The organism is Synechococcus sp. HK05 (genome assembly GCF_019104765.1).
Lineage (GTDB): Bacteria > Cyanobacteriota > Cyanobacteriia > PCC-6307 > Cyanobiaceae > Vulcanococcus.
Genome location: NZ_JAHRXJ010000011.1, coordinates 578,724 through 599,815, shown reverse-complemented (window position 1 = coordinate 599,815; position 21,092 = coordinate 578,724). Strand labels below are relative to the sequence as shown.

Here is a 21,092-nt window from a genome sequence, read left to right as displayed (position 1 = left end):
GGGCGGACCCACCGAAAGCAGACAGCGCCGATGAAGGCGATGATCCTGGCGGCCGGTAAGGGGACGCGGGTGCGACCGATCACCCACATCGTCCCCAAACCGATGATTCCGATCCTGCAGAAACCCGTGATGGAGTTTCTGCTCGAGTTGCTGCGGGAACACGGCTTCACCGAAATCATGGTGAACGTCTCCCACCTCGCCGAGGAGATCGAGAACTACTTCCGCGATGGCCAGCGCTTCGGCGTGGAGATCGCTTACAGCTTTGAAGGCCGCATTGAAGACGGCCAGCTGATTGGCGATGCCCTGGGCTCCGCCGGCGGCCTCAAAAAGATCCAGACCTTCCAGCGCTTCTTCGACGACACCTTTGTGGTGCTGTGCGGAGATGCCCTGATCGATCTCGATTTGAGCGAGGCGGTGCGCCGCCATAAGGCCAAAGGGGCCATGGCCAGCCTGATCACCAAGCGGGTGCCGCGCGATCAGGTGAGCAGCTACGGCGTGGTCGTCACCGACGACGACGGCCGGGTGCGCTCCTTCCAGGAGAAGCCGTCGGTGGATGAGGCCGCCAGCGACATGATCAACACCGGCATCTACATCTTCGAGCCGGAGGTGCTCGACTACGTGCCGGATGGCGTGCCGTTTGACATCGGCTCCGATCTCTTCCCGCGACTGGTGGCCGACAACGCCGCCTTCTACGCCCTACCCATGGAATTCGAGTGGGTGGACATCGGCAAAGTGCCCGACTACTGGCAGGCGATCCGCAGCGTGCTGCAGGGCCAGGTGCGGCAGGTGCAGATCCCTGGCAAGGAGGTGCGGCCCGGCATCTTTGCCGGCCTCAACGTGGCCGCCAACTGGGACAAGATCAAGGTGGAAGGCCCGATCTACGTGGGCGGTATGAGCAAGATCGAAGACGGCGCCACGATCATTGGCCCCGCGATGATCGGCCCCAGCTGCCACATCTGCGAGGGCGCCACGATCGATAACTCGATCATCTTCGATTACTCCCGCATCGGCCCCGGCGTTCGGCTGGTGGAGAAGCTGGTGTTCGGCCGCTACTGCGTGGACCGCAACGGCGATCACTTCGACCTGCAGGAGGCCGCCCTCGACTGGCTGATCACCGACGTGCGCCGCCAGGACCATGTGAGCCCCTCACCCCAGCAGAAAGCGATGGCCGAGTTGCTGGGCACCGACCTGGCGATCAGCAACGCGAGCTAAGCCCCGCACGCTCCAGGATCAAGGGAATGCGCTCCTCGGCCTTCACGGCCATCAGATGCACGCCCTGAGCAATGCCGGCGTAGGAGGCCACCTGCTCGGCAGCGATGCTGATGCCCTCATCCGCGGGATTGGCGGCGACGGCGAGGCGATCGATGATTGCCTGGGGGATGTTGGCGCCAGGCACCACGCGGTTGATAAACGCGGCGTTCTTCGCCGACTTCAGCAGAAACACCCCCGCCAGCACCGGCAGGCCAAGGGGCCCGGTGATCTCGCCCACGAAACGCTTGAGGCACTCCCCATCCATCACCATCTGGGTTTGCAGGAAGCGGGCACCGGCGGCATGTTTGCGAGCGATGCGGCTCTTGAGGCCACTCCAGCTGGGGCTCTGGGGATCCGCCGCGGCGCCGGCAAATAACGCCGTAGGGCCATCGGCCAAGGCGCCCTGCACCGGATCGAGGCCCTGGTTGAGTGCCTGCACCTGCTGCAGCAACCGCACCGATTCCAGTTCGTTCACGGGCCGTGCTCCAGGCTGATCGCCGGCCCGCACCGGGTCGCCGGTGAGGCAAAGCACGTTGCGGATGCCCAGGGCATGGGCCCCCAGCAGATCCGCCTGCAGGGCGATGCGGTTGCGATCACGGCAAGCGATCTGCCACACCGGCTCGATGCCCTGATCCAGCAGCAGCCGGCATACCGCCAGGCTGCTCATCCGCATCACGGCGCGACTGCCATCGGTCACGTTCACGGCATGCACCCGGCCCTTGAGGGCCCGGGCATGGGCCAGGGTGCTGCTGGCGTCACCACCGCGGGGCGGCATCACCTCTGCCGTGATGGCGAGGGAGCCCACCTCCAGTGCCTGCTGCAGCCCCAAAACGCCCTGGATCCAATGCCAGGCCATCATCAACCAAGCCCTGTCCGCGCCGCGGCAGGCTCCCTAGAGTGGGGCCTCGGCCAGCGGGCGTGGATGGATCTCTCGGAGCGCGAACTGGAGATCATCGATCTGGTGGCCCAGGGGCTCACCAACCAGGAAATCGGCGAACGGCTGATGATCAGCAAGCGCACCGTGGACAACCACGTGAGCAATGTGTTCACCAAAACCGGTGCGAAAAACCGCGTCGCTCTGCTGAATTGGGCCATGGATCACGGCAAGATCTGCCGCGATGGCTTCAATTGCTGCAACCTGCCTCAGGACGACGCCGGCTGAACCCAGCGATCCTCAGGGCTCGGCTCATGCACCAGGGATTCCAGGCTGAAGCTGCCATCAGCCAGGGCAAACAGCTCGGCATAGGCCAGGCAATCCGCCAGATCGCGGCCGCTGAAGCGCAGCAACCCTTGCTGGTCGTAGAGCCCGAGCACCAACCGCCTCCAAATCCTTAAGAGAATCCTAAGCCTGCTGCGGGTTCAGTTCCAGCAGCCACGGCTGTTGTTCCTCTGGATTCCAGCGCTGAAAGGGCCGCTGGGCCAAAGCAGCGTTGCTGAAGGCACTGATTCCGGTGATCTCGCAACCGCACCAGGGCGGGATCGCCACCGCCGCCTGCGCGCTGGTGAGCTCCACCTCCGCGATCACCAGCGGGGCATTCTCCGCAGCAAACACATCCAGCACCCACTCCCCACCGGGCAGATCAAGGCCAAAGCGCTCCTTCAGCACCCGTGCCTCACTGAGCTCCAGCAGGGCCTGAGCATCCGGAGCAGGGATGCTGTATTCGAATTCATGCCGAGCGATGCCCTCAGCCGGCAGTTTCAAGGTGAGCCAGGCCGCCCCCAGGCCATCGCTGCGCACCCGCAAGGTGAGGCCATCAGCGCTGCCAGCCAGATAGCCCTGCATCAGGCGCCGGCTCCACTGCACATGCTCCCGCCAGCACTCACCAGCAACGAGAAAGCGCCGCTCAATCTCCAGGGCCATGGCTCGCTTCAGTTGGGGGAGGGTTCAGCAGCGGTGAGGCTGCCGGCCCAGTGCAGTTTGCGGCTCAAGGTGCGGTAGTAGGAGGGGTTCTGCTCCAGCAGCACCATCAGCGCGTGATGGGGTGAGCGGCTCACATCGCAGCGATCGCCGGGCTCCAGCACCGTGGCGTGGGCGCCATCGTTCCAGAGGCGCACCCGCCGGCTCGCTTCACCCAGCGGCCACACCGCCAGCTGCGCCCGAGGCGGCACCACCACCGGCCGGCTGGAGAGGCTCATCGGGCAGATCGGATTCACAACGATCGCCTCCACCCCGGGATGCAGGATCGGGCCGCCGGCGGCCATCGAATAGCCGGTGGAGCCGGTGGCGGTGGAGATGATCAGGCCATCGCCGCGGTATTGATCCACCACCTCACCATCGATCTCGAGCTCGAGCACACAGGTGGGCGACACCTCATCGAGGCCTGGGCGGAAATAGAAGTCGTTGAGGGCGGCGTACACCGCATCGCTGCGATCGGTGCGGGCCTCCAGCATCATCCGCCGCTCGAGGGCGAAGCGGTCATCGCGCAGGCGATGCCAGAGATCACTCTCACCATCGGGGCCGTGGCCCTGGCTGAGCAACTTGCGCTCGTGGGTGAGAAAGCCGAAATGGCCGCCCACGTTGAAGCAGAGAATCGGCACCTCCAGCGGCGCCAGGTGGCGGGCAGCGCCGAGCACCGTGCCATCGCCGCCGAGCACCACCGCCAGATCGGGCGGACCACCCTCATCGGCCAACAGGCCTGGAAAGGGGTTGGCGGTGGCCCCACTCATGGCCACCGCCACCTTCACGCCCTGCTCCCGCAGGGTTTCCGCACTGCGCCGAGCTTGGCGCAGGGCCGCCTGGCTGGCGGCCCGGTGAATCAACCAGACGGTCTCAAGGCGCATGGCAGCTGAGCGGTGCCCCCAGCCTGGCTACCAACGCAGCAGATTGAAGCGCTCCATGTCGACCGTCTCACGGTTGCGGTAGAGCGAGAGCAGAATTGCCAGACCCACGGCCGCTTCAGCAGCGGCCACGGTGATCACGAAGATGGTGAACACCTGGCCGCGGATCAGCTGACCGTCGAGGTAGCTGGAAAAGGCCATCAGGTTGATATTCACGGCATTGAGCATCAATTCGATGCTCATCAGCACGCGCACGGCGTTGCGGCTGTTGATCAAGCCCCAAACGCCTGTACAAAACAGAATCGCCGCCAGGGCCAGATAGGCCTGCAGGGGCACGGTGGTGGGCAGCTCGAGGTTCATGCGTTGGTTTTCTCCAGCAGCAGAGGGGTGCGGGACTTCTCAATCAGGCCCTGGTCGGCAGGCTCGCCCGTGCTGATGTCGGACGCGAGCACGTCGCGGCGCGCCAAAACGATGGCACCGATCATCGCCATCAGCAGCAGCACCGAAGCCAGCTCAAAGGGGAGCAGATAGTCGCTGAAGAGGTGCTCGCCGATGCGAATCGTGGCTTCCTCACCCACCGGTTCAGGCCCAGGCGTAGCCCAGGGGGTGGTGAAGGCCACCCGCAGCAGCAGCGCGAACAGGCCGGCGCAGACGGCACCCGAGAGGAGACGGCGCAGGGCCAGTCCGGGGATGGCCGCCAGGTTTTCCTTCTTGTTCACGAGCATGATCGCGAACAAGATCAGCACATTCACCGCGCCCACGTACACCAGCACCTGGGCGGCGGCCACAAAACTGGCATTGAGCAGCAGGTAGAGGCCCGCCACCGAGAGGAAGACGCCCCCCAGCAGGAAGGCCGAATACACGATGTTGGGCAGCAGCACCACGCCCAGGGCGCCGATGGCCACAACGGCCGACAGCACCGTGAAGCAGATCAGCTGGGTGGAGGAGGCGATGGTCATCAGGCGTTCTCCTCGCTCGAAGCGGCAGGGGCAGTCTGCACCTGGGAGGGCAGTTGACCGGCGCGCGGGCGGCTGGGATCCACACCGTGGGGATCCATTTCACCCTTGGGCAGGTAGGCCAGCTCCCGCAGGGGGATCACCGCCGGATCACTGGTCACGCTGGTGGGCAGACGGCCCAGGGCCACGTTGTCGTAATTAAGACTGTGGCGATCGAAGGCCGCCAGCTCGTATTCCTCAGTCATCGAGAGGCAGTTGGTGGGGCAGTACTCCACGCAATTGCCGCAGAAGATGCACACCCCGAAATCGATCGAGTAGTTGCGCAGTTCCTTCTTCTTGGTGGCCTTGTTCATCACCCAATCCACCACCGGCAGATTGATCGGGCAGACGCGCACACACACCTCACAGGCGATGCACTTGTCGAATTCGTAGTGGATCCGGCCCCTGTAGCGCTCCGAGGGGATCAGCTTCTCGTAGGGGTATTGCACCGTGATCGGCCGGCGGCGCAGGTGGTCGAACGTGACCGACAGGCCCTGGGTGAGGTAGTTGGCCGCACCCACCGCATCGCGGGTGTAGTCACCGACTTTCTTGAGAAACCCGAACATGAACTGGCGAGCAGGGGCGGAAACGCCGGCACCATGATGGCCCGGCCAGGCGGTGGGAGGGGCGATCAGCCGCCGAAGAAGGCGGGGAACGCCAACTTGAGGCCCGCGGTGACCAGCAGGTTCACCAGGGCGATCGGGAGCAGGAACTTCCAACCCAGATCCAGGAGCTGGTCAATGCGCACGCGGGGCACGGTCCAGCGCAGCAGGATCGCGAAGAACACCAGCAGGTAGGCCTTCAGCACGGTCATCACGATGCCGGTGGTGGCGGTGATCACCTGCACCAATGGCGCATCAACGGACTGCCCCGTGAGGTTCACGATCCACTCCACAGGCAGGGGGAAGCCCCAACCGCCCAGGTAGAGCACCGACACCAGCAGCGCCGAGAGCACCAGGTTGATGTAGCTGCCCAGATAGAAGAGGGCGAACTTCATACCGGCGTATTCGGTCTGATAGCCGGCCACCAACTCCTCTTCCGCCTCGGGAAGGTCGAAGGGGAGGCGCTCGCACTCCGCCAGGGCGCAGATCCAAAAGATGGCGAAGCCCACGGGCTGACGCCAGATATTCCAGCTGAGGATGCCGGCACCGGTCTGTTGGTCAACGATGTCGACGGTGCTGAGCGAGTTGCTCATCATCACCACGGCCAGCACCGCCAGAGCCAGGGGAATCTCGTAGGAGATCGACTGAGCCGCCGCGCGCAGACCGCCCAGCAGGGAATATTTGTTGTTGGAGGCGTAACCAGCCATCAGCAGGCCGATGGGCTGGATGCTGCTGAGGGAGATCCAGAGGAAGATCCCCACGCCCACATTGCTGATCAGCAGGTTCTGGCCGAAGGGCACCACCAGCCAGCTGAGGATCACCGGCACCAGCACCAGCACCGGGCCGAGCGTGAACAGCAGGCCATCGGCCCGGGCCGGAATGATGTCTTCTTTGAACAGCAGCTTGAGGCCGTCGGCCAGGGGCTGAAGGATGCCGAGAGCACCGGCGTATTCGGGGCCGATGCGCTGCTGCACCGCAGCGGAGATCTTGCGCTCCAGCCACACGTTCACGAGCACGCCCACCACGGCGGCCACCAGCACCAGCAGCATCGGCAGGGGCAGCCAGAGCAGGTGCGCTGCTCCCGGCGATAGGCCCAGACCCTGCAACAGGTCGGTGAAGCTGGCCTCCAGGTCGAGGCCGGCGCTCACGACGGCGGGATTGGCGAACACCATGGGTGGCCTGTGGATGGGGGCAACTTAAGCGGCCGCAGCCGCACACGGGTCAGCGGGCTTCTAGGGGTGCCCAGTCTCGACCGGTGGAACCGGTGTAGATCTGCGTGGGGCGGTAGATGCGGTTGGCGCCGAGCTGCTCCTTCCAGTGGGCCAGCCAGCCGGCGGTGCGAGCGATGGCAAAGATCGGGGTGAACAGATCCACCGGGATGCCGAGCTTGCGGTACACAAGGCCGGAATAGAAGTCCACGTTGGGGTAGATCCCCTTAGGGCCGAGCCGCACGGCTGCGGCCTCCTCGAGTTTGCGGGCCAGGTCGTAGAGGGGGTCGTGGCCAAACTGATCAAAGAGCTGCTCGGCCAGTTTCTGCAGGATCACGGCGCGCGGATCCTTCACCTTGTATTCCCGGTGCCCGAAGCCCATGATCTTGCGCTTCTCGGCGATGGCCTGATCCAGCCAGGGCTCCACCTGATCGGCAGTGCCGATGCTGTCGAGCATCTCAAGCACGTCTTCGTTGGCACCGCCATGCAGGGGCCCCGCAAGCGTGCCCACGGCTGACGCCACCACCGCATAGGGATCGGTGAGGGTGCTCGCTGTCACCCGGGCGCTGAAGGTACTGGCGTTGAGGCTGTGCTCAGCGTGCAGGATCAGGCAGGCATCAAAGATGCGGGCCGCCAGCGGGTCGGGCTCCCGCTCGGTGAGCATGTAGAGGAAGTTGGCCGCGTAGGGCAGATCGTCGCGGGGCTGGATCGGATCCTGGCCTTTGCGGATCAGCTGGAACGCCGCCACCATCGTGGGGATCTTGGCGATCAGGCGCACCACCGCCGACACGATGTATTCGGGGTTATCGAGAGCGCGCCGCGAATAAAAGAGCCCCAACGACGCTGCACTGCTCTGCAGCGCATCCATCGGGTGCCCCTGGGAGGGGAAGCACTTCATCATGTCGCGGATGCGGAAGCTCACCCGCCGGTGCATCTGCACCTCGTGCTCAAACTCGCGCAACTGCGCTGCGGTGGGCAGCTCGCCCCAGATCAGCAGGTAGGTGGTTTCGAGGAAGGTGCTGTGCTGAGCCAGTTCCTCAACGCTGTAGCCGCGGTAGGTGAGGCGCCCCCGCTGTCCATCGATGTCGCACACCGACGACTGGGTGGCCGGTACACCCTCAAGGCCGGGGCGGTAGTCGGGGGTGGTTGGCTTCAACCCTGCCTCTGCAGGTGCGGCACTCACCATGGCGGCATCAACCCAATCCGTTTCGGCAACCTAAGGCCGCTGGGCGACGCGCTTCGGTGCCATCAGCCACCGGATGGGGGCATCTGGCGCCGACCCAGCAGCACTCGGGGCGGCAACAGCAACTCCAGCCGCGCACTGCCAAGCAAGCCGGCCTGGGGCGGCTTGGGCCATTGCAACAACGCCACACCAGCCTTCTTGAGCTGCAGGGCTTCAGGAGCCAGGGCCATCGGCACACCGATCAGGAGCGCCGCCAAGGTGCTGAGGTCGGGCTCATGGCCAACCAGCGCCAGGCGCCGCCAGGCCGGCCGGGGCGACACCGCCCCCAGCCAGCGCTCGAGCAGAGGCAGCGGATCCGCCAAGGGCGCCAAGGCCGCCGCCAACTCCAGCTCCGGAGCCAGTCCAGCCTGAACGGCCAATTCAGCCGTTTGGCGCGCCCGCACCAAGGGGCTGCTCAGCACGAGATCACAACCCAGATCCAGCTCCACCAACTGGCGCAGCTGGGCGACGGTGCGCTCACGGCCTTCGGGCGTGAGGGCGCGCTGAGCGTCGTCGGCACCGGCCATCCGCTCCTCGGCGATGCCATGGCGCAACAGCAACAGTTCCCGTTTGCGCGGCGCCATCGCTACCCCTTGAACTGCAGCAAGCCCCGAAGCCGAACGGCCCGAGCGGAGGGCTCATCGGGCTCGAGGCTCAAGGCGGCTCCATCCACCAACGGCGTGAGCTCACTGCTGGAGAGGGCGCCCACCAGGCGCCACGGCTGCCAGGCCGCCAGCAACTGCTGCGCCGTGGGGCCATCCATGGCCCACTGCACAGGCGCCTTCGGGGTGCCGAGGCTCTCCAGCTGCTCAAGGCGTTCCGCCGGAGCACGGCGGCCTTCATCCTGCTGATTGAGCACGCTGAGGCCCTGCCCCCACCAAGCCCAACCGCCCTGCAGGGAGCGGGCGCCTGCCAGCTGGGCCTGGAGCTGGTCGGGGTTGCCCTTCACCGGCTTCGACTGGAGCTTCGTCCAGGCCTGCAGCGTGAGGCCACGGCTCTGCAGCGGCGAGCTGCTGTAGCCCTGGCTCGCCAAGGCCGCATCCAACAACTCGAGCGGCGGTTGCTGCGCTTTGGTGCCGAGAAGCCAACCATCGCCGGATTGAGCCCAGAGCAAGGGGCCCTGATCCGCAGCCGCCACCAACGCCGGCAACGATGCCGGCAGGCGCTCAAGAGCGCTGCGGAGCAGCGGACCCAGCAGCTGGGCCCAGGGATCAGGATCGCTGGACTCCAGCAGGCGGGCCGGCTCGCTCAGCAGGGCAAGGCTGGTGGCGGGCACCTGCAGCTGCTGCGGCAGGGCTGAGGGCGGCGGCGGCAGAGCGGGCAAGGGCTCCCGCAGCTGGGTGAGCGCATCGAGCTGGAGAGCGCGGCCGGCGGGGCTGAGGGCGGCCACCAGCTCCACGACAGCACCGGGTTCGTCAGCTATTTGGGCAGGCAAACCCAGCCACTGCTCCATCGCCTGCGGCCGGGCGGTGAGCAAGGCCACGCCGTGGCCCAGGCGTGCCACGGCCTGCTGCAGCGGCGCACTGGCGGCCTGATTCAGTTCATCGATCTGCGACACATCGAGGGCCTGCTCCAGCACGCCGCGGCCGGAGGCGATCAGCACCAGTTCGTCGTTGATCAGGGCCGTGGCCAGGGGCTGCGGATCTTGCCCCAGGAGGGCGCCGCGACCACTGATCAGGCCCATGCCGCGGTAACTGCTGATCTGCAGATCGGTGCCGGCCAGGCTGCGGCTCTGCCAGAACCGCTGCAGGAAGCGGCGTGCGCCCTCGCCATCGCGGCTGCGCAGGGCCAGCACCCAACCGGGCTGCTCTGCGGCACCCGGTGGGGTGAGGAGGGCAAAGCTGCTTTCACGCCCCAGCCAGGGGGCCAGCTCCGTGGCGTAATCAAGGCCAGCAGCAGCAAAGGCCCCATCGCGCAGACGATCCGCCGCCGCTGCCGCCTGGCGCCGCTGCCGCGGAGCCGCCACGGCCCTGGCATAGGCAGCGGGCTGATCAGGCGTCAGCAACCAGTGCAGGCTGAGGGGTGCGGTGCGGGGCACAAACCGAGCCGCAAGGGGCAGTTCCAGCCGTTGGCTTTGCAACCCAAGCGGACTGCGCTGCAACAGCAACCACCAGCCCGTTGCCCCCAAACTCAGCAACGCGATGGCCGCCGCCAACACTGCCGCCAGGAAGGGGCGGGCCTTCATCGGTTGCCTGCAGGACTGGCCTCATCTTTATGCATAGCGGCTGTGTTTGGCACCCCGCCAGACCTAGCTTCTGGCGATGAGTACCCCCACACCGATCCGCGCCCTCGACCTGCAGCAACGGCTCCAAGCCGGCGAGCCCCTGCAACTGGTGGATGTGCGTGAGCCGATGGAGCTGGAGCTGGCACGACTGAACGAGCCGGTGATTCACCTGCCCCTGAGCGAATCGGAGCGATGGATCGGCTCCCTGCGGGAGGTGCTGGATCCAGACCTTGAGGTGGTGGTGCTGTGCCACGCCGGCGTGCGCAGCTGGCAATTCGGCTGCTGGCTGATGGAAGCTCAGGGATTTCCCAGGGTGTGGAACCTTCAGGGCGGCATTGATGCCTGGAGCGTGGAGGTGGATTCGAGCGTGCCCCGCTACTAACCCCCCCTACGATCCCCGCACGTCCAACGCAGACGCCGCTCCCGTGCAGCCATTGCCCCGCCGGCAAGAGCAAGTGCTGCAGGCCACCGTGCGCCATTACGTGGACACCACCGAACCGGTGGGCAGCAAAACGCTGGTGCAACGCTTCGGGCTGGAGGCCAGCCCCGCCACCATCCGTTCCGCCATGGGGGCCCTGGAGCAGCGCGGCCTGCTCACCCAGCCCCACACCTCCGCAGGACGAGTGCCCAGCCCCCTGGGCTACCGGCACTACGTGGACTACCTGCTGCCAGCCCCCGGTGCCGCCGCCATCCAGTTGCAGCGAGAGCTCATGGGTCTGAGCCTGCAGTGGGCCGCTTTCGACGACCTGCTGCTGCATCTAGCCCGCCGCCTCGCCGACCTCACGGGGCTCCTGAGCCTGATCACACGGCCGCAGCGGCCCAGCCCCGCCCTGCAGGCCCTGCGCCTGGTGCCCAGCGGTGATCGCCTGATGGTGTTCCTGGTGGATGGCAGCGCCTCCGCCACCAGCCTCAACCTGCGGCTGCCAACGACCGCAGCCGCAGAAGTCCCCGCCCTGGAGCGCTGGGCCAGTCATCAGCTCACCCAGGGCCAACTCAACTGGGATGCCCTACCGCCGCAGCTGCAGCTGAGCGGCCAGCTGCTGCGTCGAGGACTCAGCAGCCATCAACAGGCGCCGGTCGCCCAGAGCGATGGTGCAGTAACCCTGGGGCTTGGCGGCCTGCTCGGCCAACCGGAATTCGGCCAGAGCTCCAGCCTGCGCCCCCTGCTGCAGCTGGTGGAAGAGGAGCCGGCACAGGTGTTGCAGAGCGAGCAAGCCCTGCACTACGGAGGCGTGTGGATCGGCGCTGAACATCCCCACCCCGCTCTCCACAACTGCGCCGTGGTGCAGGCGGGCTATCGCACCAGCAGCGGCAGCAAGGGCCAGGTGGCGCTGATCGGGCCGATGCGGATGGCCTACGCCACAGCCCGCTCCGCCGTGCGCGTTGTGGCTGCAAGCCTGGAACGGCTGCTGAGCTGAGCCTTAGCCGCCGAGGGCGCTGCCCAGCTTGTCGGCCACGGTGTTCACATCCTTGTCGCCACGGCCGGAGAGATTGAGCACCACCTCCGTGCCGGGAGCAAGGGTGGGGCAGAGCTTGTCGAGCCAGGCGAAGGCGTGAGCCGTTTCCAGGGCGGGGATGATCCCCTCCAGGCGACACAGAAGCTGCAGCGCATCCAGGGCTTCCGCATCGGTGACGGCGCCGTATTCAGCCCGGCCGATGGTTTTGAGGTAGCTGTGCTCAGGGCCAACGCCGGGGTAATCGAGGCCGGCGCTGATCGAGTGGGCTTCCTGCACCTGGCCTTCGCTGTCCTGGAGCAGCAGGCTCATGGCGCCGTGCAGTACACCCACGCGGCCCTCGGTGATCGTGGCGGCATGGCGGCCAGTGGCCACACCATCGCCGGCGGCTTCCACACCCACCAGGCGCACATCGGTGTCCTGCACGAAGGGATGGAACAGGCCCATGGCATTGGAGCCACCGCCCACGCAGGCCACCAGCACATCGGGGTTGCGGCCGAAGGCTTCATGGCACTGGCGTTTGGTTTCCTCGCCGATCACAGCGTGGAAGTCGCGCACCAGCATCGGGAACGGGTGCGGGCCGGCCACCGAACCGAGGATGTAGTGGGTGCTCTCCACGTTGGTCACCCAGTCGCGGATCGCTTCGCTGGTGGCGTCCTTGAGGGTGGCGGTACCGGCGGTGACGGGCTGCACCGTGGCCCCCAGCAGGCGCATGCGGAACACATTCAGCGCCTGGCGGCGCATGTCTTCTGCGCCCATGTACACGACGCACTCCAGGCCGAAGCGGGCACAAACAGTGGCGGTGGCCACGCCGTGCTGACCAGCGCCGGTTTCGGCAATGATCCGCTTCTTGCCCATGCGCAGGGCGAGCAGCGCCTGACCGAGGGCGTTGTTGATCTTGTGGGCGCCGGTGTGGTTGAGGTCTTCGCGCTTCAGCCAGATGCGCGGGCCGCCCTCGGGCCGCCGGTAGTGCTCGCTGAGCCGCTCGGCCTCATACAGCGGATTGGGGCGCCCCACATAGGTGCGCAGCAGATGGTTGAGCCGCTCGGTAAAGGCCGGATCCTTCCAGGCCTCAGCAGCAGCCTGCTCCAGCTCTGCCAGGGCAGGGATCAACGTTTCCGGAACGTACTGACCACCGAACTGGCCATAGCGCCCGAGGCTGTTGGGCCTGGCGGCAAGCTCCAGGGCTGCGTGGTCAACCTGGGGAACGCTGCTGGTCACCGGCGCCTGAGCGGAATCACTGCAGCGTAGGAACTGGTGGCGGCGGCAGCGCCGGCCAGCCAGGCGGTTCATCGATGCGGATCCGACCCGCTTCGCGGCGGCAGGGCTCTGCCGGCTCCACCAACACACCAAACAAGCTCGCTTTGATCCGGTCGTCGGCGAGCTGGCACTCCGCAGCAGCCGATTGTCCCTGCAGGCCGAACCGCACCATCTCCAGCTGCAGGGGAGGCAGATCCATCGCGTGAGGCGGCTGAGGCGGTGCGAGCCAGTGATGCGCTGAACTGGGTTTAGCGAAAGGCAGCGCGATGGCCAAGGGCGGCTGGCAGGAATTCAGCAGACCAGAGAGCCTCCAGCGCGGTGCACCAGCCTCGGAGCCCACAGCCAAGAACCAGCAACGGGTGCGGGTGCAGCGCACCAAGGCGGGCAAGGGCGGAAAGATGGTGACGGCGATCACCGGCCTGGAAGCCCCCGACAGCGAGCTCAAGGCCCTGCTCAAACAGCTGAAGGCAGCGGCAGGAACCGGCGGCACCGTGAAGGATGGGGTGATCGAACTGCAGGGCGACCAGGTGGCCCCAGCCCTGGCGGCCCTGGAGAAGGCGGGCTATCGCCCGAAGCAGGCCGGGGGCTGAGATGCAAGGCCGCGGCTGGGCTGGTGCTGTTCTGCTGGGCTCGCTGTTGTGGGGTCGGCCCGCCCTGGCAGTGCCGGCACCGCTGCCGCTGGATTGCCAGGCCGCCCTGGCCGCCGCCCAGCGCCAGCAGCAGGAGCTGCAACAGCAAGCCAAAACGCTGGCGGTGCTCTTGCTCGGGGAGATCCACACGAGCGTGGAGGACCACGCCTGGCAGCTCGGCACCCTGGAACGCCTGAGCAGTGAGCGCCAGCTGACCCTCGCCCTGGAGATGATTCCAGCGGCACGCCAACCGGTGCTGGATCGCTTCAACCGCGGCGAGCTCGATGTGGCAGGCCTGCTGCGCGAGGTGGATTGGCCCGCGGTGTGGGGGCACGACCCAAACCTGTATCTGCCGCTCTTGCACTGGGCCCGGCTGCGGCGGGTACCCCTGCTGGCCCTTAATGCCGAACCGGCCCTGGTGCGGCGGGTGCGCCAGCAGGGTCTGGCGGCCACACCGGCAGCTGAACGCGGCGGCATCGGAGACCCGAGCCCCGCCAGCCCGGCCTACCGCCAGCGCCTGGAGGCCAGCTGGCGTGGGCACCAGGCCATGGGGATTGCTGCAGGCCGCGAGACAGATCTGCAGGGCTTCATTGACAGCCAACTGCTGCGTGATCGGGCCATGGCGGAAGAACTCGCAGCAGCACACCGGCGCAACCCCACATCCCTACTAGTGGCCTTGATCGGCGTGGGGCATCTCGAGGGTGACGACGGTGTGCCAAGCCAGCTCAACAACCTGGGCTTGAAGCGGCAATTGAGCCTGCGCCGGCCGGCCCTTCCCGATGGCTGCGCGCCCGCCCCACAAGGGGCCCGCCTGGGGGTCTACCTCGAAAGCGATGCCAGCGGCGTGTGGGTGCGGCAGGTGGCAGCGGGCTCGGCAGCGGCCGCCGCCGGCCTCAAACCCGGCGATCGGATCGTGGCGCTGAATGGCCGCCTGGTGCAGCGAGCCGGCGAGGTGATCCGCGGCGTGCGCCTCCATCCCGATGGGCAGCCACTGGTGCTCACGGTGGAACGCCGCGGCCATCGGTTGGAGCTGAAGCTTCAGCTGCCGCCCTCCAGCGATCCGCGCCTCGCCGCCAGGGACAATAGCGCCAACGCCTGATCCACCATGACCGCAACCCCCACCTACGGCGAGCTCACCAATCAGGGGGCTTCCACCAACATCGCCTGGCACCACGCCTCGGTGGATCGGGCGGCACGGGCGGAGCAGCGCGGCCACCGAAGCGCCATCCTCTGGTTCACCGGCCTGAGCGGCTCGGGCAAGAGCACCCTGGCCAACGCCGTGAACCAGGCCCTGTTCGAGCGCGGCCTGGCCTGCTACGTGCTCGATGGCGACAACATCCGCCACGGCCTCTGCAAAGACCTGGGCTTCTCCGATGCCGACCGCGAAGAGAACATCCGCCGCATCGGTGAGGTGAGCAAGCTCTTCCTCGATGCCGGCGTGGTGGTGCTCACCGCCTTCGTGTCGCCGTTCAAGGCCGATCGCGACCGCGCCCGTGCCCTGGTGGCCGCTGGTGATTTCGTGGAGATCCACTGCGCCGCTGATCTGGCCGTGTGCGAGCAGCGCGACACCAAGGGCCTCTACGCCAAGGCCCGCGCTGGCGAGATCAAGGAATTCACCGGCATCTCCAGCCCCTATGAGGCTCCCGAGAACCCCGAGCTGCGGGTGGACACCGGCAGCCAGACCCTCGAGCAGAGCGTGGAGCAGGTGCTGGCCCACCTGAGCGCCCAGGGCGTTATTCCCCAGCAGGGCTGAGCGGAGCGGGCTGCTGGGGTCGCCAAGCGTCGAAAAACGTTTTGATGCAGCTGGCCACCGGCACCGCCAGCAGCAGTCCCAGCAGATCACCGAAGCCCATCAGGCTGCCGATGCGCGCACCCACCGGCAGCGACACCAGCAGCCAGGCGGGCTGGAGCCCCACGATGCTGCCCATGAGGCGCGGCTGGATCACCTGATCCACCACCTGGCCCACGCTGATGGCAGCTGCCAACACCTCTAAACCGGTGCGGGGATCGTCGAGGGCGAGCAATACACTCACCAGCACGATCGTGAGCGCACTGGCGTAGGGCACCAGCGTGGTGAAGCCGATCGCCACGGCAAACAGCACGCCATAGGGAATCGCCAGCAGCGTGAACACCACGATCTGGAGCACGCTCAGGATCACCGCCAGCAACACCTGGCCGGCGAAATAGCCGCGGAAGGTGCGGTTGAGCGTGCCGATCACGAGATCGCGCACGCCATCGGGCAACCAACGGGCCAGGCCCGCCACGATCCGCTCGCCGCCCAGCAGCAGAAACACCGCCAGCACCACCACGATCACGGTGTTCACGGTGATCCCCACCGTGGCCCCCAGGATCCCCAGCACCCGCTGGCTGAGTTGGCTGGCCAGCTGACTGGCCCGGGCAAACAAGGTGCTGCTGAGATCGGTGAATTCGGTGGGCAGGTTGCGATCGGCGGCCCAGCTCTCGAGGCGATCGAGCCAGATCTCACCCTCCACCAGCCAGGAGGGCAGTGCATTGATCAGCTCACCCAGCTGCTCGATCAGCCGCGGCAGCAACCAGAGTGCGGAGAGCACGAGCAGCCCAAGGCCCAGCCCCACCACCAGCAACACCGCCAGCAGCCGAGGTAGCCCCCGATCTGCGAGCCAGCGGGTGGGGAGATCCAGCAAAAAAGCAATCAAGGCCGCCGCCAGGAACAGTGCCGGAAAGGGAGCCAGCGGCAACAGCAGCTGCCGCAGCACCCAGAGGTTGAGGGTGAGCAGCGGCAGGGCCAGGCTGAGGCGCAGCCAGAGCGGCAGCACCAGGCGCTCAAGCATCGGGAACGGCGTTCAGGCCTTCAGCTTGCCGGCGCCCGCGGTGGCCTGCCACCAGAAGGCCAGCCAGGCGGCAATCCCCAGGAACTTCGCACCTTCCTCAAAGAGCTGCAGGGTGGCGTAATCGATGGGAATCAGCTCCTGCAGCTGATCGGTGATCACCGAGAGACCCAGCAACACCACAGCCAGCAGGAACGAGCCCCCACCAAGGGCCTGCACCTGGGCGCGGAAGCGAAAGAGAATGAGCAGCGCGAAAATTGCGTACAGACTGTACAGAAAGCTGCTGCCGATGTAGCGATCGTGCAGCAGGAACATGTCGTCGAGGCAGAGCAGCAGCGAAAACCCGCCGCCACATAGCAGCAGCTGCCGCACCCGGCCCCGCACATCCACCACACCAGACAGGGCACCAAAGAGTGCGATCGCCGCCGCGGAGATCCAAAGCAGATAGCCCACATTGGAGAGGAAGCCCACACCCAAAGCGGTGTCGCAGCTCTGGGCCAGATCGCGGATCACCAGCTGCGTGCGAATGCCGGCCGCAGCACTGAGCAGCAGGGCCAGCACGTAAACGATCAGCGCCGGCACCACAGCCACCAGCAGCACCCGAAGCAGAGGCCGTTGAGGCCAACCCGTAGACATCCGAGCAAACGCAGCAACTTGCCCCGGACGTTAAGGCTGGGTTATGGAACTGATCCGCAGGCTGGGCAGGCGTTCTTCAGGGCATCTGCTGGAGGTAGGCGCTGCTGCCCAGCTCGAGCAGGCGGGCATCTTTGGCCACCACCTGGTCGTGCAGGCCCTGCCGGTAGGCCGCCACCCGCTCGGCCAGGGCGACATCGGCGGTGGCCAGGATCTGGGCCGCCAGCAGGCCGGCATTGGCGCCATTGCCGATGGCCACCGTGGCCACGGGAATCCCCGCCGGCATCTGCACGATCGAATGCAGCGAATCCACGCCGGAGAGGGCGCGGGTCTGCACCGGCACACCGATCACCGGCAGCGTGGTGAGGGAGGCCACCATCCCGGGCAGGTGAGCGGCACCGCCGGCGCCGGCGATGATCACCTTGAAGCCGCGGCCGGCGGCCTGCTGGGCAAAGGCCACCATCTCCAGGGGCGTGCGGTGAGCCGAAAGCACTCGCACCTCGGTGGCCACTCCAAAGCTCTGCAGCATCTCCACCGCCGGCTGCATCGTGGGCAGATCGGAGTCGCTGCCCATCACCACGGCCACGAGCGGGGCTGACTGTTCAGGCATCGGATGCAGGCAGCAAAGGCGGCGAGAATGGCATTCTCCCGCCCCGCTGTTCGATGCACTGGCTGAGCTCCGTGCGCCTGCCGGCCACCACGGGCCTGTGGCGGATCGGCGTCGACCACGAGCAGCGCATCGCGGCAATCGAACCGCTCAGCGCCGGCAGCACCGCGGCCGGAACCTGTTGGGGCGGTGATTGGCTGAGCCCGATGGGCGTTGATCTCCAGATCAACGGCGGCCTCGGCCTGGCCTTCCCGGAGCTCACCCCAGGCGATCTGCCCCGGCTGCTGGAACTGCTGGAGCTGCTCTGGCGCGACGGCGTGGAGGCGATCGCCCCCACGCTCGTGACCTGCGGAATCACCGAGCTGCGCCAGGCGCTAGCGGTACTGCGCGAGGCTCGGGCCGTGCATCAACCGGGGCGCTGCCGGCTGCTCGGTGCCCACCTCGAGGGGCCCTTCCTGGCGGAGGCCCGGCGCGGCGCCCATCCCCGCCAACACCTGGCCGCCCCCAGCCTGGCAGCGCTCAACGCCCGCATCGGCGGCTTCGAGCAGGAGATCTCCCTCGTCACTCTGGCGCCGGAGCTACCGGGTGCCAGTGAGGTGATCGAGGCGTTGCGCCAGCTCGGGATCCTGGTGAGCCTTGGCCACAGCGAAGCCAATGAAGCCCAGGCGGCGGAAGCCTTCAGCCAGGGGGTGGGAATGATCACCCACGCCTTCAACGCCATGCCCGGCCTGCATCACCGGGCCCCGGGCCCGATCGCCGCGGCGGCCCTGCGCGGCGATGTCGCCCTGGGGCTGATCGCCGATGGGGTGCATGTGGCGCCCTCGATGGCGGTGCTGCTGCAGCGGCTGCTGCCGGAGCAAACCCTGCTGGTGAGCGATGCCCTGGCCCCCTACGGCCTGGCCGATGGCGTGCACCGCTGGGATGAGCGGGCCCTGATCGTGGAGAACGGCAGCTGCCGCCTGGACGACGGAACCCTCGCCGGGGTGACCTTGCCTCTGCTGGAAGCGGTAGTGCGCCTGGCGAGCTGGAGCGGCGAAGCCGGCCAGGCGATCGCGGCCGCCACCGTGCTGCCGCTCAGGCTGCTGGGGGCTCCGGTCACAGCCGCCGAGCAACTGAGGGGCAGGCCTCTGGCGGAGTGCCTGCGCTGGAGCGGCGACGCGCGGGATCTGCGCTGGCAGTGGGCAGCCTGAATAGGATCCGCCCCATCTGACCCAAAGCCCCCAGGCCCGAGCCGATGCCCACCGAGCAGCTCTCCCAAAGCACCGAGGCCCAGAAAGCGGCCGAGAAGCAGGAGGTGAAGGGCTACTTCGAAACCACCGGCTTCGATCGCTGGAACCGCATCTACAGCGAGTCCGACGATGTGAACAAGGTGCAGCGCAACATCCGCATCGGCCACCAGAAAACGGTGGACAACGTGCTGACCTGGCTCAAGGAGCAGGGCAATCTGGCGGGCCGCAGCTTCTGCGACGCCGGTTGCGGCGTGGGCAGCCTCACCCTGCCCCTGGCCGAGCTCGGCGCGGGATCCATCGCCGCCTCCGATCTATCGGAGGCGATGGTGAAGGAGGCCGAGAGGCGCGCTATCGAAGCAGGCGTGCAAAAGGGGCAGATCAGCTTCCTGGCCTCCGATCTGGAGAGCCTCAGCGGCAGCTACAACACCGTGGTGTGCCTGGATGTGTTCATCCACTACCCCCAGCAGCCGGCCGAAGAGATGGTGCGCCATCTGGCCTCGATGGCCGAGCAGCACCTGATCGTGAGCTTCGCCCCCTACACGCCGCTGTTGGCGCTGCTCAAGGGCATTGGCCAGCTTTTCCCCGGCCCCAGCAAGACCACCCGCGCCTACACCCTCAAGGAAGCCGGCATCGTGAAGGCCGCCGAGGAAGCCGGCTTCGTACTGAAGCGCCGCAGCCTCAACCAGGCCCCCTTCTACTTCTCGCGCCTGCTGGCCTTCGAGAAGGCCTGAGGCGGTGGAGGGCTCCCAGCTGCTGATTCCAGCGGTGCTGGGAGCCGGCGCCATCAGCACAGCCCTAGCTCGCCGCCATCAGGCGAAGAAGCTGATTCATCTGCTCGATGCCCGCAGCAGCAGCGTGGCGGAGCTGCTGGATCTGCAGGCCACCGTGGCTGCGCAGATGGGAGCAGGTTCATTCCGGGAACGGGTGAAGCTCTCGGCCGAAATCGTGTGCGCCGCACCGCTCACGGCCCCCTGGAGCGGTGAACCCTGTGTGGCCTTCCGCAACACCACCACCGCGCTGATGGAGGTGAGGGAGGAGCGCACCAGCACCGACAGCGAGGGCAACAGCCACACCAGCGTCAGCTGGGAGCGACGTGAGGACACCCTCGAAACCCTGGAACGCCGCTGCAGCTTTGCCCTGCGCCAAGGCAATCAACAACTCAAGCTTGATCCCACAGCGGCTGATCTGGAACTGGAAACCGTGTTCAGCAATGTGGAACCAGCCTCAGCACCTGCAACCCACAACACACGGCCCCTCGGCACCCGCCGCGAGGAGGCCATTCTTCGCCCCAATGGGATGGTGTTTGTGGTGGCCGAATGCAGCGACAGCGGTGGCGCACTGCAGCTCCAAGCACCACTCGAGGCCGGCCTGTTCGTGGTGCGCCGCGGCGGCGAAGAGGCCTTCAGCCGCAGCATTCGCCGCTGGCGGCGCATCTGGACGGCGAGCAGTTGGGTGCTGACCTGTGCTGCAGCAGCAACAACACTGGCTTCATTGCTGCAGCGCTAAGGAAGCTGTCTTCCACTTCGCTCTCGTCCACTTCTACGTCTGCCGACTGTTGAGCAAGCCGGAGACGTCCTCAAAACCGCTTGAATAGTTTGATTTGGGCCACCGGAGGCTGACCGGGGACAAGCACAGCCGTGCCGAGGTAGCCGGTGAAGGATCCCCCCTGACCGATCACCGAAGCCTCGTGCTGCTTGGGGAACAAATCACCAAGGCCCATGGCGACAGGTCCCGACCGTTTCATCTGAGCCATCTCAGCAGCCTGAACACTCACGTAGCCCATCGAGCGCAGCTGCATATTTCCATCAGGGAGCATGAAAGTTCCCTGAAAATTCGTAAGGAAGCTCTTGCCGCCCTGATCGCCCGGCATCTCCTGAACAATCTCCTCAACACCAAAGAATTGACCCTGGGGCACATCACAGGCCTTGGGACCACTCTTCGTGGAGACCTTGATCACATATGTAAAGCCATCTCCCACACTGGGCTTACCGTCGGCAGTGTCATCATCAAAACGGGCACTCTGCACATCGCAGAGACTCAGATTGAGGTTTTTAGCAGTGGCCTCCTCCTCAGCAAGATTGGAGCCTTGCTGCCTTGAACAAGCCGCCGTAACCAGGAGCGAGCCGACCACCATCGCAGCGAGGAAACGGCGCATGAAGATCAAACGATTGGCTGCATTCTGAAGGAAGCGGA

General features: G+C 66.6%; 27 protein-coding genes. 10 read left to right on the top strand and 17 right to left on the bottom strand.

Annotated elements, in window-relative coordinates:
• Positions 1-30 precede the first annotated feature (30 nt).
• Positions 31-1,212, top strand: a complete 1,182-nt coding sequence (locus KUL97_RS12445) for an NDP-sugar synthase (protein WP_217797259.1) — start codon at positions 31-33, stop codon at positions 1,210-1,212.
• Here the strand turns inward: KUL97_RS12445 and KUL97_RS12440 are convergent.
• Positions 1,196-2,110, bottom strand: coding sequence for a methylenetetrahydrofolate reductase (locus KUL97_RS12440; protein ID WP_217797258.1), 915 nt, complete (start codon positions 2,108-2,110; stop codon positions 1,196-1,198). The genes KUL97_RS12445 and KUL97_RS12440 overlap by 17 nt on opposite strands.
• A gap of 63 nt (positions 2,111-2,173) precedes the next feature.
• Between KUL97_RS12440 and KUL97_RS12435 the strand changes: the two genes are divergently transcribed.
• Positions 2,174-2,413, top strand: coding sequence for a response regulator transcription factor (locus KUL97_RS12435; protein WP_217797257.1), 240 nt, complete (start codon positions 2,174-2,176; stop codon positions 2,411-2,413).
• Here the strand turns inward: KUL97_RS12435 and KUL97_RS12430 are convergent.
• From KUL97_RS12430 to KUL97_RS12385, 10 genes are all read right to left on the bottom strand, one after another.
• On the bottom strand, positions 2,395-2,568 hold the full coding sequence (locus KUL97_RS12430; RefSeq protein ID WP_217797355.1) for a hypothetical protein: 174 nt from the start codon (positions 2,566-2,568) through the stop codon (positions 2,395-2,397). The two genes, KUL97_RS12435 and KUL97_RS12430, sit on opposite strands and share 19 nt — an antisense overlap.
• A gap of 25 nt (positions 2,569-2,593) precedes the next feature.
• A complete protein-coding gene (locus KUL97_RS12425; protein WP_217797256.1) occupies positions 2,594-3,112 on the bottom strand; it encodes a CYTH domain-containing protein in 519 nt (172 codons plus the stop codon).
• An 8-nt stretch (positions 3,113-3,120) separates the two neighbouring features.
• Positions 3,121-4,032, bottom strand: coding sequence for an NAD(+) kinase (locus KUL97_RS12420; RefSeq protein ID WP_217797255.1), 912 nt, complete (start codon positions 4,030-4,032; stop codon positions 3,121-3,123).
• A 27-nt stretch (positions 4,033-4,059) separates the two neighbouring features.
• Positions 4,060-4,389, bottom strand: coding sequence for an NADH-quinone oxidoreductase subunit NuoK (gene nuoK / locus KUL97_RS12415; protein WP_010305104.1), 330 nt, complete (start codon positions 4,387-4,389; stop codon positions 4,060-4,062).
• Positions 4,386-4,988: an NADH-quinone oxidoreductase subunit J gene (locus KUL97_RS12410; RefSeq protein WP_217797254.1), complete on the bottom strand. Its 603-nt coding sequence runs from the start codon at positions 4,986-4,988 to the stop codon at positions 4,386-4,388. Before KUL97_RS12410 ends, nuoK begins: the two co-directional genes overlap by 4 nt.
• Entirely contained in the window at positions 4,988-5,590 is a 603-nt protein-coding gene (ndhI, locus tag KUL97_RS12405) for an NAD(P)H-quinone oxidoreductase subunit I (protein ID WP_217797253.1), read from the bottom strand. The genes KUL97_RS12410 and ndhI overlap by 1 nt, the downstream gene beginning before the upstream one ends.
• Positions 5,591-5,655: 65 nt before the next feature.
• Positions 5,656-6,774 carry an NADH-quinone oxidoreductase subunit NuoH gene (gene nuoH, locus KUL97_RS12400; protein WP_217797343.1) on the bottom strand — a complete coding sequence of 373 codons (1,119 nt, stop codon included), beginning with the start codon at positions 6,772-6,774 and terminating at the stop codon, positions 5,656-5,658.
• 73 nt (positions 6,775-6,847) lie between these two features.
• Entirely contained in the window at positions 6,848-7,990 is a 1,143-nt protein-coding gene (locus KUL97_RS12395) for a citrate synthase (RefSeq protein WP_368656159.1), read from the bottom strand.
• 92 nt (positions 7,991-8,082) lie between these two features.
• Positions 8,083-8,640 carry a phosphohistidine phosphatase SixA gene (gene sixA / locus KUL97_RS12390; RefSeq protein ID WP_217797251.1) on the bottom strand — a complete coding sequence of 186 codons (558 nt, stop codon included), beginning with the start codon at positions 8,638-8,640 and terminating at the stop codon, positions 8,083-8,085.
• 2 nt (positions 8,641-8,642) lie between these two features.
• Entirely contained in the window at positions 8,643-10,241 is a 1,599-nt protein-coding gene (locus tag KUL97_RS12385; protein WP_217797250.1) for a DUF3352 domain-containing protein, read from the bottom strand.
• Positions 10,242-10,317: 76 nt separating this feature from the next.
• On the opposite strand from KUL97_RS12385, the gene KUL97_RS12380 reads away from it, so the two are divergent.
• Together KUL97_RS12380 and KUL97_RS12375 are read left to right on the top strand one after the other, a co-directional pair.
• Positions 10,318-10,662, top strand: a complete 345-nt coding sequence (locus KUL97_RS12380; protein ID WP_217797249.1) for a rhodanese-like domain-containing protein — start codon at positions 10,318-10,320, stop codon at positions 10,660-10,662.
• 43 nt (positions 10,663-10,705) lie between these two features.
• Positions 10,706-11,698 (top strand): heat-inducible transcriptional repressor HrcA, encoded by a 993-nt coding sequence (locus KUL97_RS12375; protein ID WP_368656158.1) that lies wholly within the window; start codon positions 10,706-10,708, stop codon positions 11,696-11,698.
• A 3-nt stretch (positions 11,699-11,701) separates the two neighbouring features.
• Here the strand turns inward: KUL97_RS12375 and trpB are convergent, their stop codons facing one another.
• Together trpB and KUL97_RS12365 are read right to left on the bottom strand one after the other, a co-directional pair.
• On the bottom strand, positions 11,702-12,955 hold the full coding sequence (gene trpB, locus KUL97_RS12370; protein ID WP_217797247.1) for a tryptophan synthase subunit beta: 1,254 nt from the start codon (positions 12,953-12,955) through the stop codon (positions 11,702-11,704).
• Positions 12,956-12,971: 16 nt separating this feature from the next.
• On the bottom strand, positions 12,972-13,193 hold the full coding sequence (locus KUL97_RS12365) for a hypothetical protein (RefSeq protein WP_217797246.1): 222 nt from the start codon (positions 13,191-13,193) through the stop codon (positions 12,972-12,974).
• A gap of 67 nt (positions 13,194-13,260) precedes the next feature.
• On the opposite strand from KUL97_RS12365, the gene KUL97_RS12360 reads away from it, so the two are divergent.
• From KUL97_RS12360 to cysC, 3 genes are read left to right on the top strand one after another with little or no spacing between them, the layout of a single operon-like run.
• The gene (locus KUL97_RS12360) at positions 13,261-13,584 is read left to right on the top strand and encodes a translation initiation factor (protein ID WP_217797245.1); all 324 of its coding nucleotides are present in this window, start codon (positions 13,261-13,263) and stop codon (positions 13,582-13,584) included.
• A gap of 1 nt (position 13,585) precedes the next feature.
• The gene (locus KUL97_RS12355; protein ID WP_217797244.1) at positions 13,586-14,722 is read left to right on the top strand and encodes a ChaN family lipoprotein; all 1,137 of its coding nucleotides are present in this window, start codon (positions 13,586-13,588) and stop codon (positions 14,720-14,722) included.
• A gap of 6 nt (positions 14,723-14,728) precedes the next feature.
• Positions 14,729-15,376: an adenylyl-sulfate kinase gene (cysC, locus tag KUL97_RS12350; protein WP_217797243.1), complete on the top strand. Its 648-nt coding sequence runs from the start codon at positions 14,729-14,731 to the stop codon at positions 15,374-15,376.
• Here cysC and KUL97_RS12345 read toward each other — a convergent pair.
• The 3 genes from KUL97_RS12345 to purE form a co-directional block, all read right to left on the bottom strand.
• A complete protein-coding gene (locus tag KUL97_RS12345) occupies positions 15,357-16,433 on the bottom strand; it encodes an AI-2E family transporter (RefSeq protein ID WP_217797242.1) in 1,077 nt (358 codons plus the stop codon). The two genes, cysC and KUL97_RS12345, sit on opposite strands and share 20 nt — an antisense overlap.
• A 12-nt stretch (positions 16,434-16,445) precedes the next feature.
• The gene (locus tag KUL97_RS12340; protein WP_217797241.1) at positions 16,446-17,066 is read right to left on the bottom strand and encodes an oxidoreductase; all 621 of its coding nucleotides are present in this window, start codon (positions 17,064-17,066) and stop codon (positions 16,446-16,448) included.
• A gap of 76 nt (positions 17,067-17,142) precedes the next feature.
• Positions 17,143-17,673 (bottom strand): 5-(carboxyamino)imidazole ribonucleotide mutase, encoded by a 531-nt coding sequence (gene purE / locus KUL97_RS12335; RefSeq protein ID WP_217797240.1) that lies wholly within the window; start codon positions 17,671-17,673, stop codon positions 17,143-17,145.
• A 53-nt stretch (positions 17,674-17,726) separates the two neighbouring features.
• On the opposite strand from purE, the gene KUL97_RS12330 reads away from it, so the two are divergent.
• Genes KUL97_RS12330 through KUL97_RS13910 form a run of 3 tightly spaced genes read left to right on the top strand, consistent with a single transcriptional unit; the run spans position 17,727 to position 20,405 of the window.
• Positions 17,727-18,860 (top strand): N-acetylglucosamine-6-phosphate deacetylase, encoded by a 1,134-nt coding sequence (locus tag KUL97_RS12330; RefSeq protein ID WP_217797239.1) that lies wholly within the window; start codon positions 17,727-17,729, stop codon positions 18,858-18,860.
• Between the two features lie 44 nt (positions 18,861-18,904).
• The gene (gene bchM, locus KUL97_RS12325) at positions 18,905-19,630 is read left to right on the top strand and encodes a magnesium protoporphyrin IX methyltransferase (RefSeq protein ID WP_217797238.1); all 726 of its coding nucleotides are present in this window, start codon (positions 18,905-18,907) and stop codon (positions 19,628-19,630) included.
• Between the two features lie 4 nt (positions 19,631-19,634).
• Entirely contained in the window at positions 19,635-20,405 is a 771-nt protein-coding gene (locus tag KUL97_RS13910) for an E3 ubiquitin ligase family protein (RefSeq protein ID WP_217797237.1), read from the top strand.
• Between the two features lie 70 nt (positions 20,406-20,475).
• Here the strand turns inward: KUL97_RS13910 and KUL97_RS12315 are convergent, their stop codons facing one another.
• A complete protein-coding gene (locus KUL97_RS12315; RefSeq protein WP_217797236.1) occupies positions 20,476-21,054 on the bottom strand; it encodes a hypothetical protein in 579 nt (192 codons plus the stop codon).
• Positions 21,055-21,092 lie beyond the last annotated feature (38 nt).

Excerpts from the sequence above, each read along its gene's own strand:
- nuoK (WP_010305104.1), bottom strand. The coding sequence starts at position 4,389 with ATGAACCTCGAGCTGCCCACCACCGTGCCCCTGCAGGCCTATCTGGCC.
- KUL97_RS12410 (WP_217797254.1), bottom strand. The coding sequence starts at position 4,988 with ATGACCATCGCCTCCTCCACCCAGCTGATCTGCTTCACGGTGCTGTCG.
- KUL97_RS12435 (WP_217797257.1), top strand. The coding sequence starts at position 2,174 with ATGGATCTCTCGGAGCGCGAACTGGAGATCATCGATCTGGTGGCCCAG.
- bchM (WP_217797238.1), top strand. The coding sequence starts at position 18,905 with ATGCCCACCGAGCAGCTCTCCCAAAGCACCGAGGCCCAGAAAGCGGCC.
- KUL97_RS12330 (WP_217797239.1), top strand. The coding sequence starts at position 17,727 with ATGCACTGGCTGAGCTCCGTGCGCCTGCCGGCCACCACGGGCCTGTGG.
- ndhI (WP_217797253.1), bottom strand. The coding sequence starts at position 5,590 with ATGTTCGGGTTTCTCAAGAAAGTCGGTGACTACACCCGCGATGCGGTG.
- cysC (WP_217797243.1), top strand. The coding sequence starts at position 14,729 with ATGACCGCAACCCCCACCTACGGCGAGCTCACCAATCAGGGGGCTTCC.
- KUL97_RS12360 (WP_217797245.1), top strand. The coding sequence starts at position 13,261 with ATGGCCAAGGGCGGCTGGCAGGAATTCAGCAGACCAGAGAGCCTCCAG.
- KUL97_RS12445 (WP_217797259.1), top strand. The coding sequence starts at position 31 with ATGAAGGCGATGATCCTGGCGGCCGGTAAGGGGACGCGGGTGCGACCG.
- KUL97_RS12385 (WP_217797250.1), bottom strand. The coding sequence starts at position 10,241 with ATGAAGGCCCGCCCCTTCCTGGCGGCAGTGTTGGCGGCGGCCATCGCG.
- purE (WP_217797240.1), bottom strand. The coding sequence starts at position 17,673 with ATGCCTGAACAGTCAGCCCCGCTCGTGGCCGTGGTGATGGGCAGCGAC.
- KUL97_RS12315 (WP_217797236.1), bottom strand. The coding sequence starts at position 21,054 with ATGCGCCGTTTCCTCGCTGCGATGGTGGTCGGCTCGCTCCTGGTTACG.
- KUL97_RS12420 (WP_217797255.1), bottom strand. The coding sequence starts at position 4,032 with ATGCGCCTTGAGACCGTCTGGTTGATTCACCGGGCCGCCAGCCAGGCG.
- KUL97_RS12380 (WP_217797249.1), top strand. The coding sequence starts at position 10,318 with ATGAGTACCCCCACACCGATCCGCGCCCTCGACCTGCAGCAACGGCTC.
- KUL97_RS12355 (WP_217797244.1), top strand. The coding sequence starts at position 13,586 with ATGCAAGGCCGCGGCTGGGCTGGTGCTGTTCTGCTGGGCTCGCTGTTG.
- KUL97_RS12425 (WP_217797256.1), bottom strand. The coding sequence starts at position 3,112 with ATGGCCCTGGAGATTGAGCGGCGCTTTCTCGTTGCTGGTGAGTGCTGG.
- KUL97_RS12340 (WP_217797241.1), bottom strand. The coding sequence starts at position 17,066 with ATGTCTACGGGTTGGCCTCAACGGCCTCTGCTTCGGGTGCTGCTGGTG.
- sixA (WP_217797251.1), bottom strand. The coding sequence starts at position 8,640 with ATGGCGCCGCGCAAACGGGAACTGTTGCTGTTGCGCCATGGCATCGCC.
- KUL97_RS12440 (WP_217797258.1), bottom strand. The coding sequence starts at position 2,110 with ATGATGGCCTGGCATTGGATCCAGGGCGTTTTGGGGCTGCAGCAGGCA.
- KUL97_RS12345 (WP_217797242.1), bottom strand. The coding sequence starts at position 16,433 with ATGCTTGAGCGCCTGGTGCTGCCGCTCTGGCTGCGCCTCAGCCTGGCC.
- KUL97_RS12365 (WP_217797246.1), bottom strand. The coding sequence starts at position 13,193 with ATGGATCTGCCTCCCCTGCAGCTGGAGATGGTGCGGTTCGGCCTGCAG.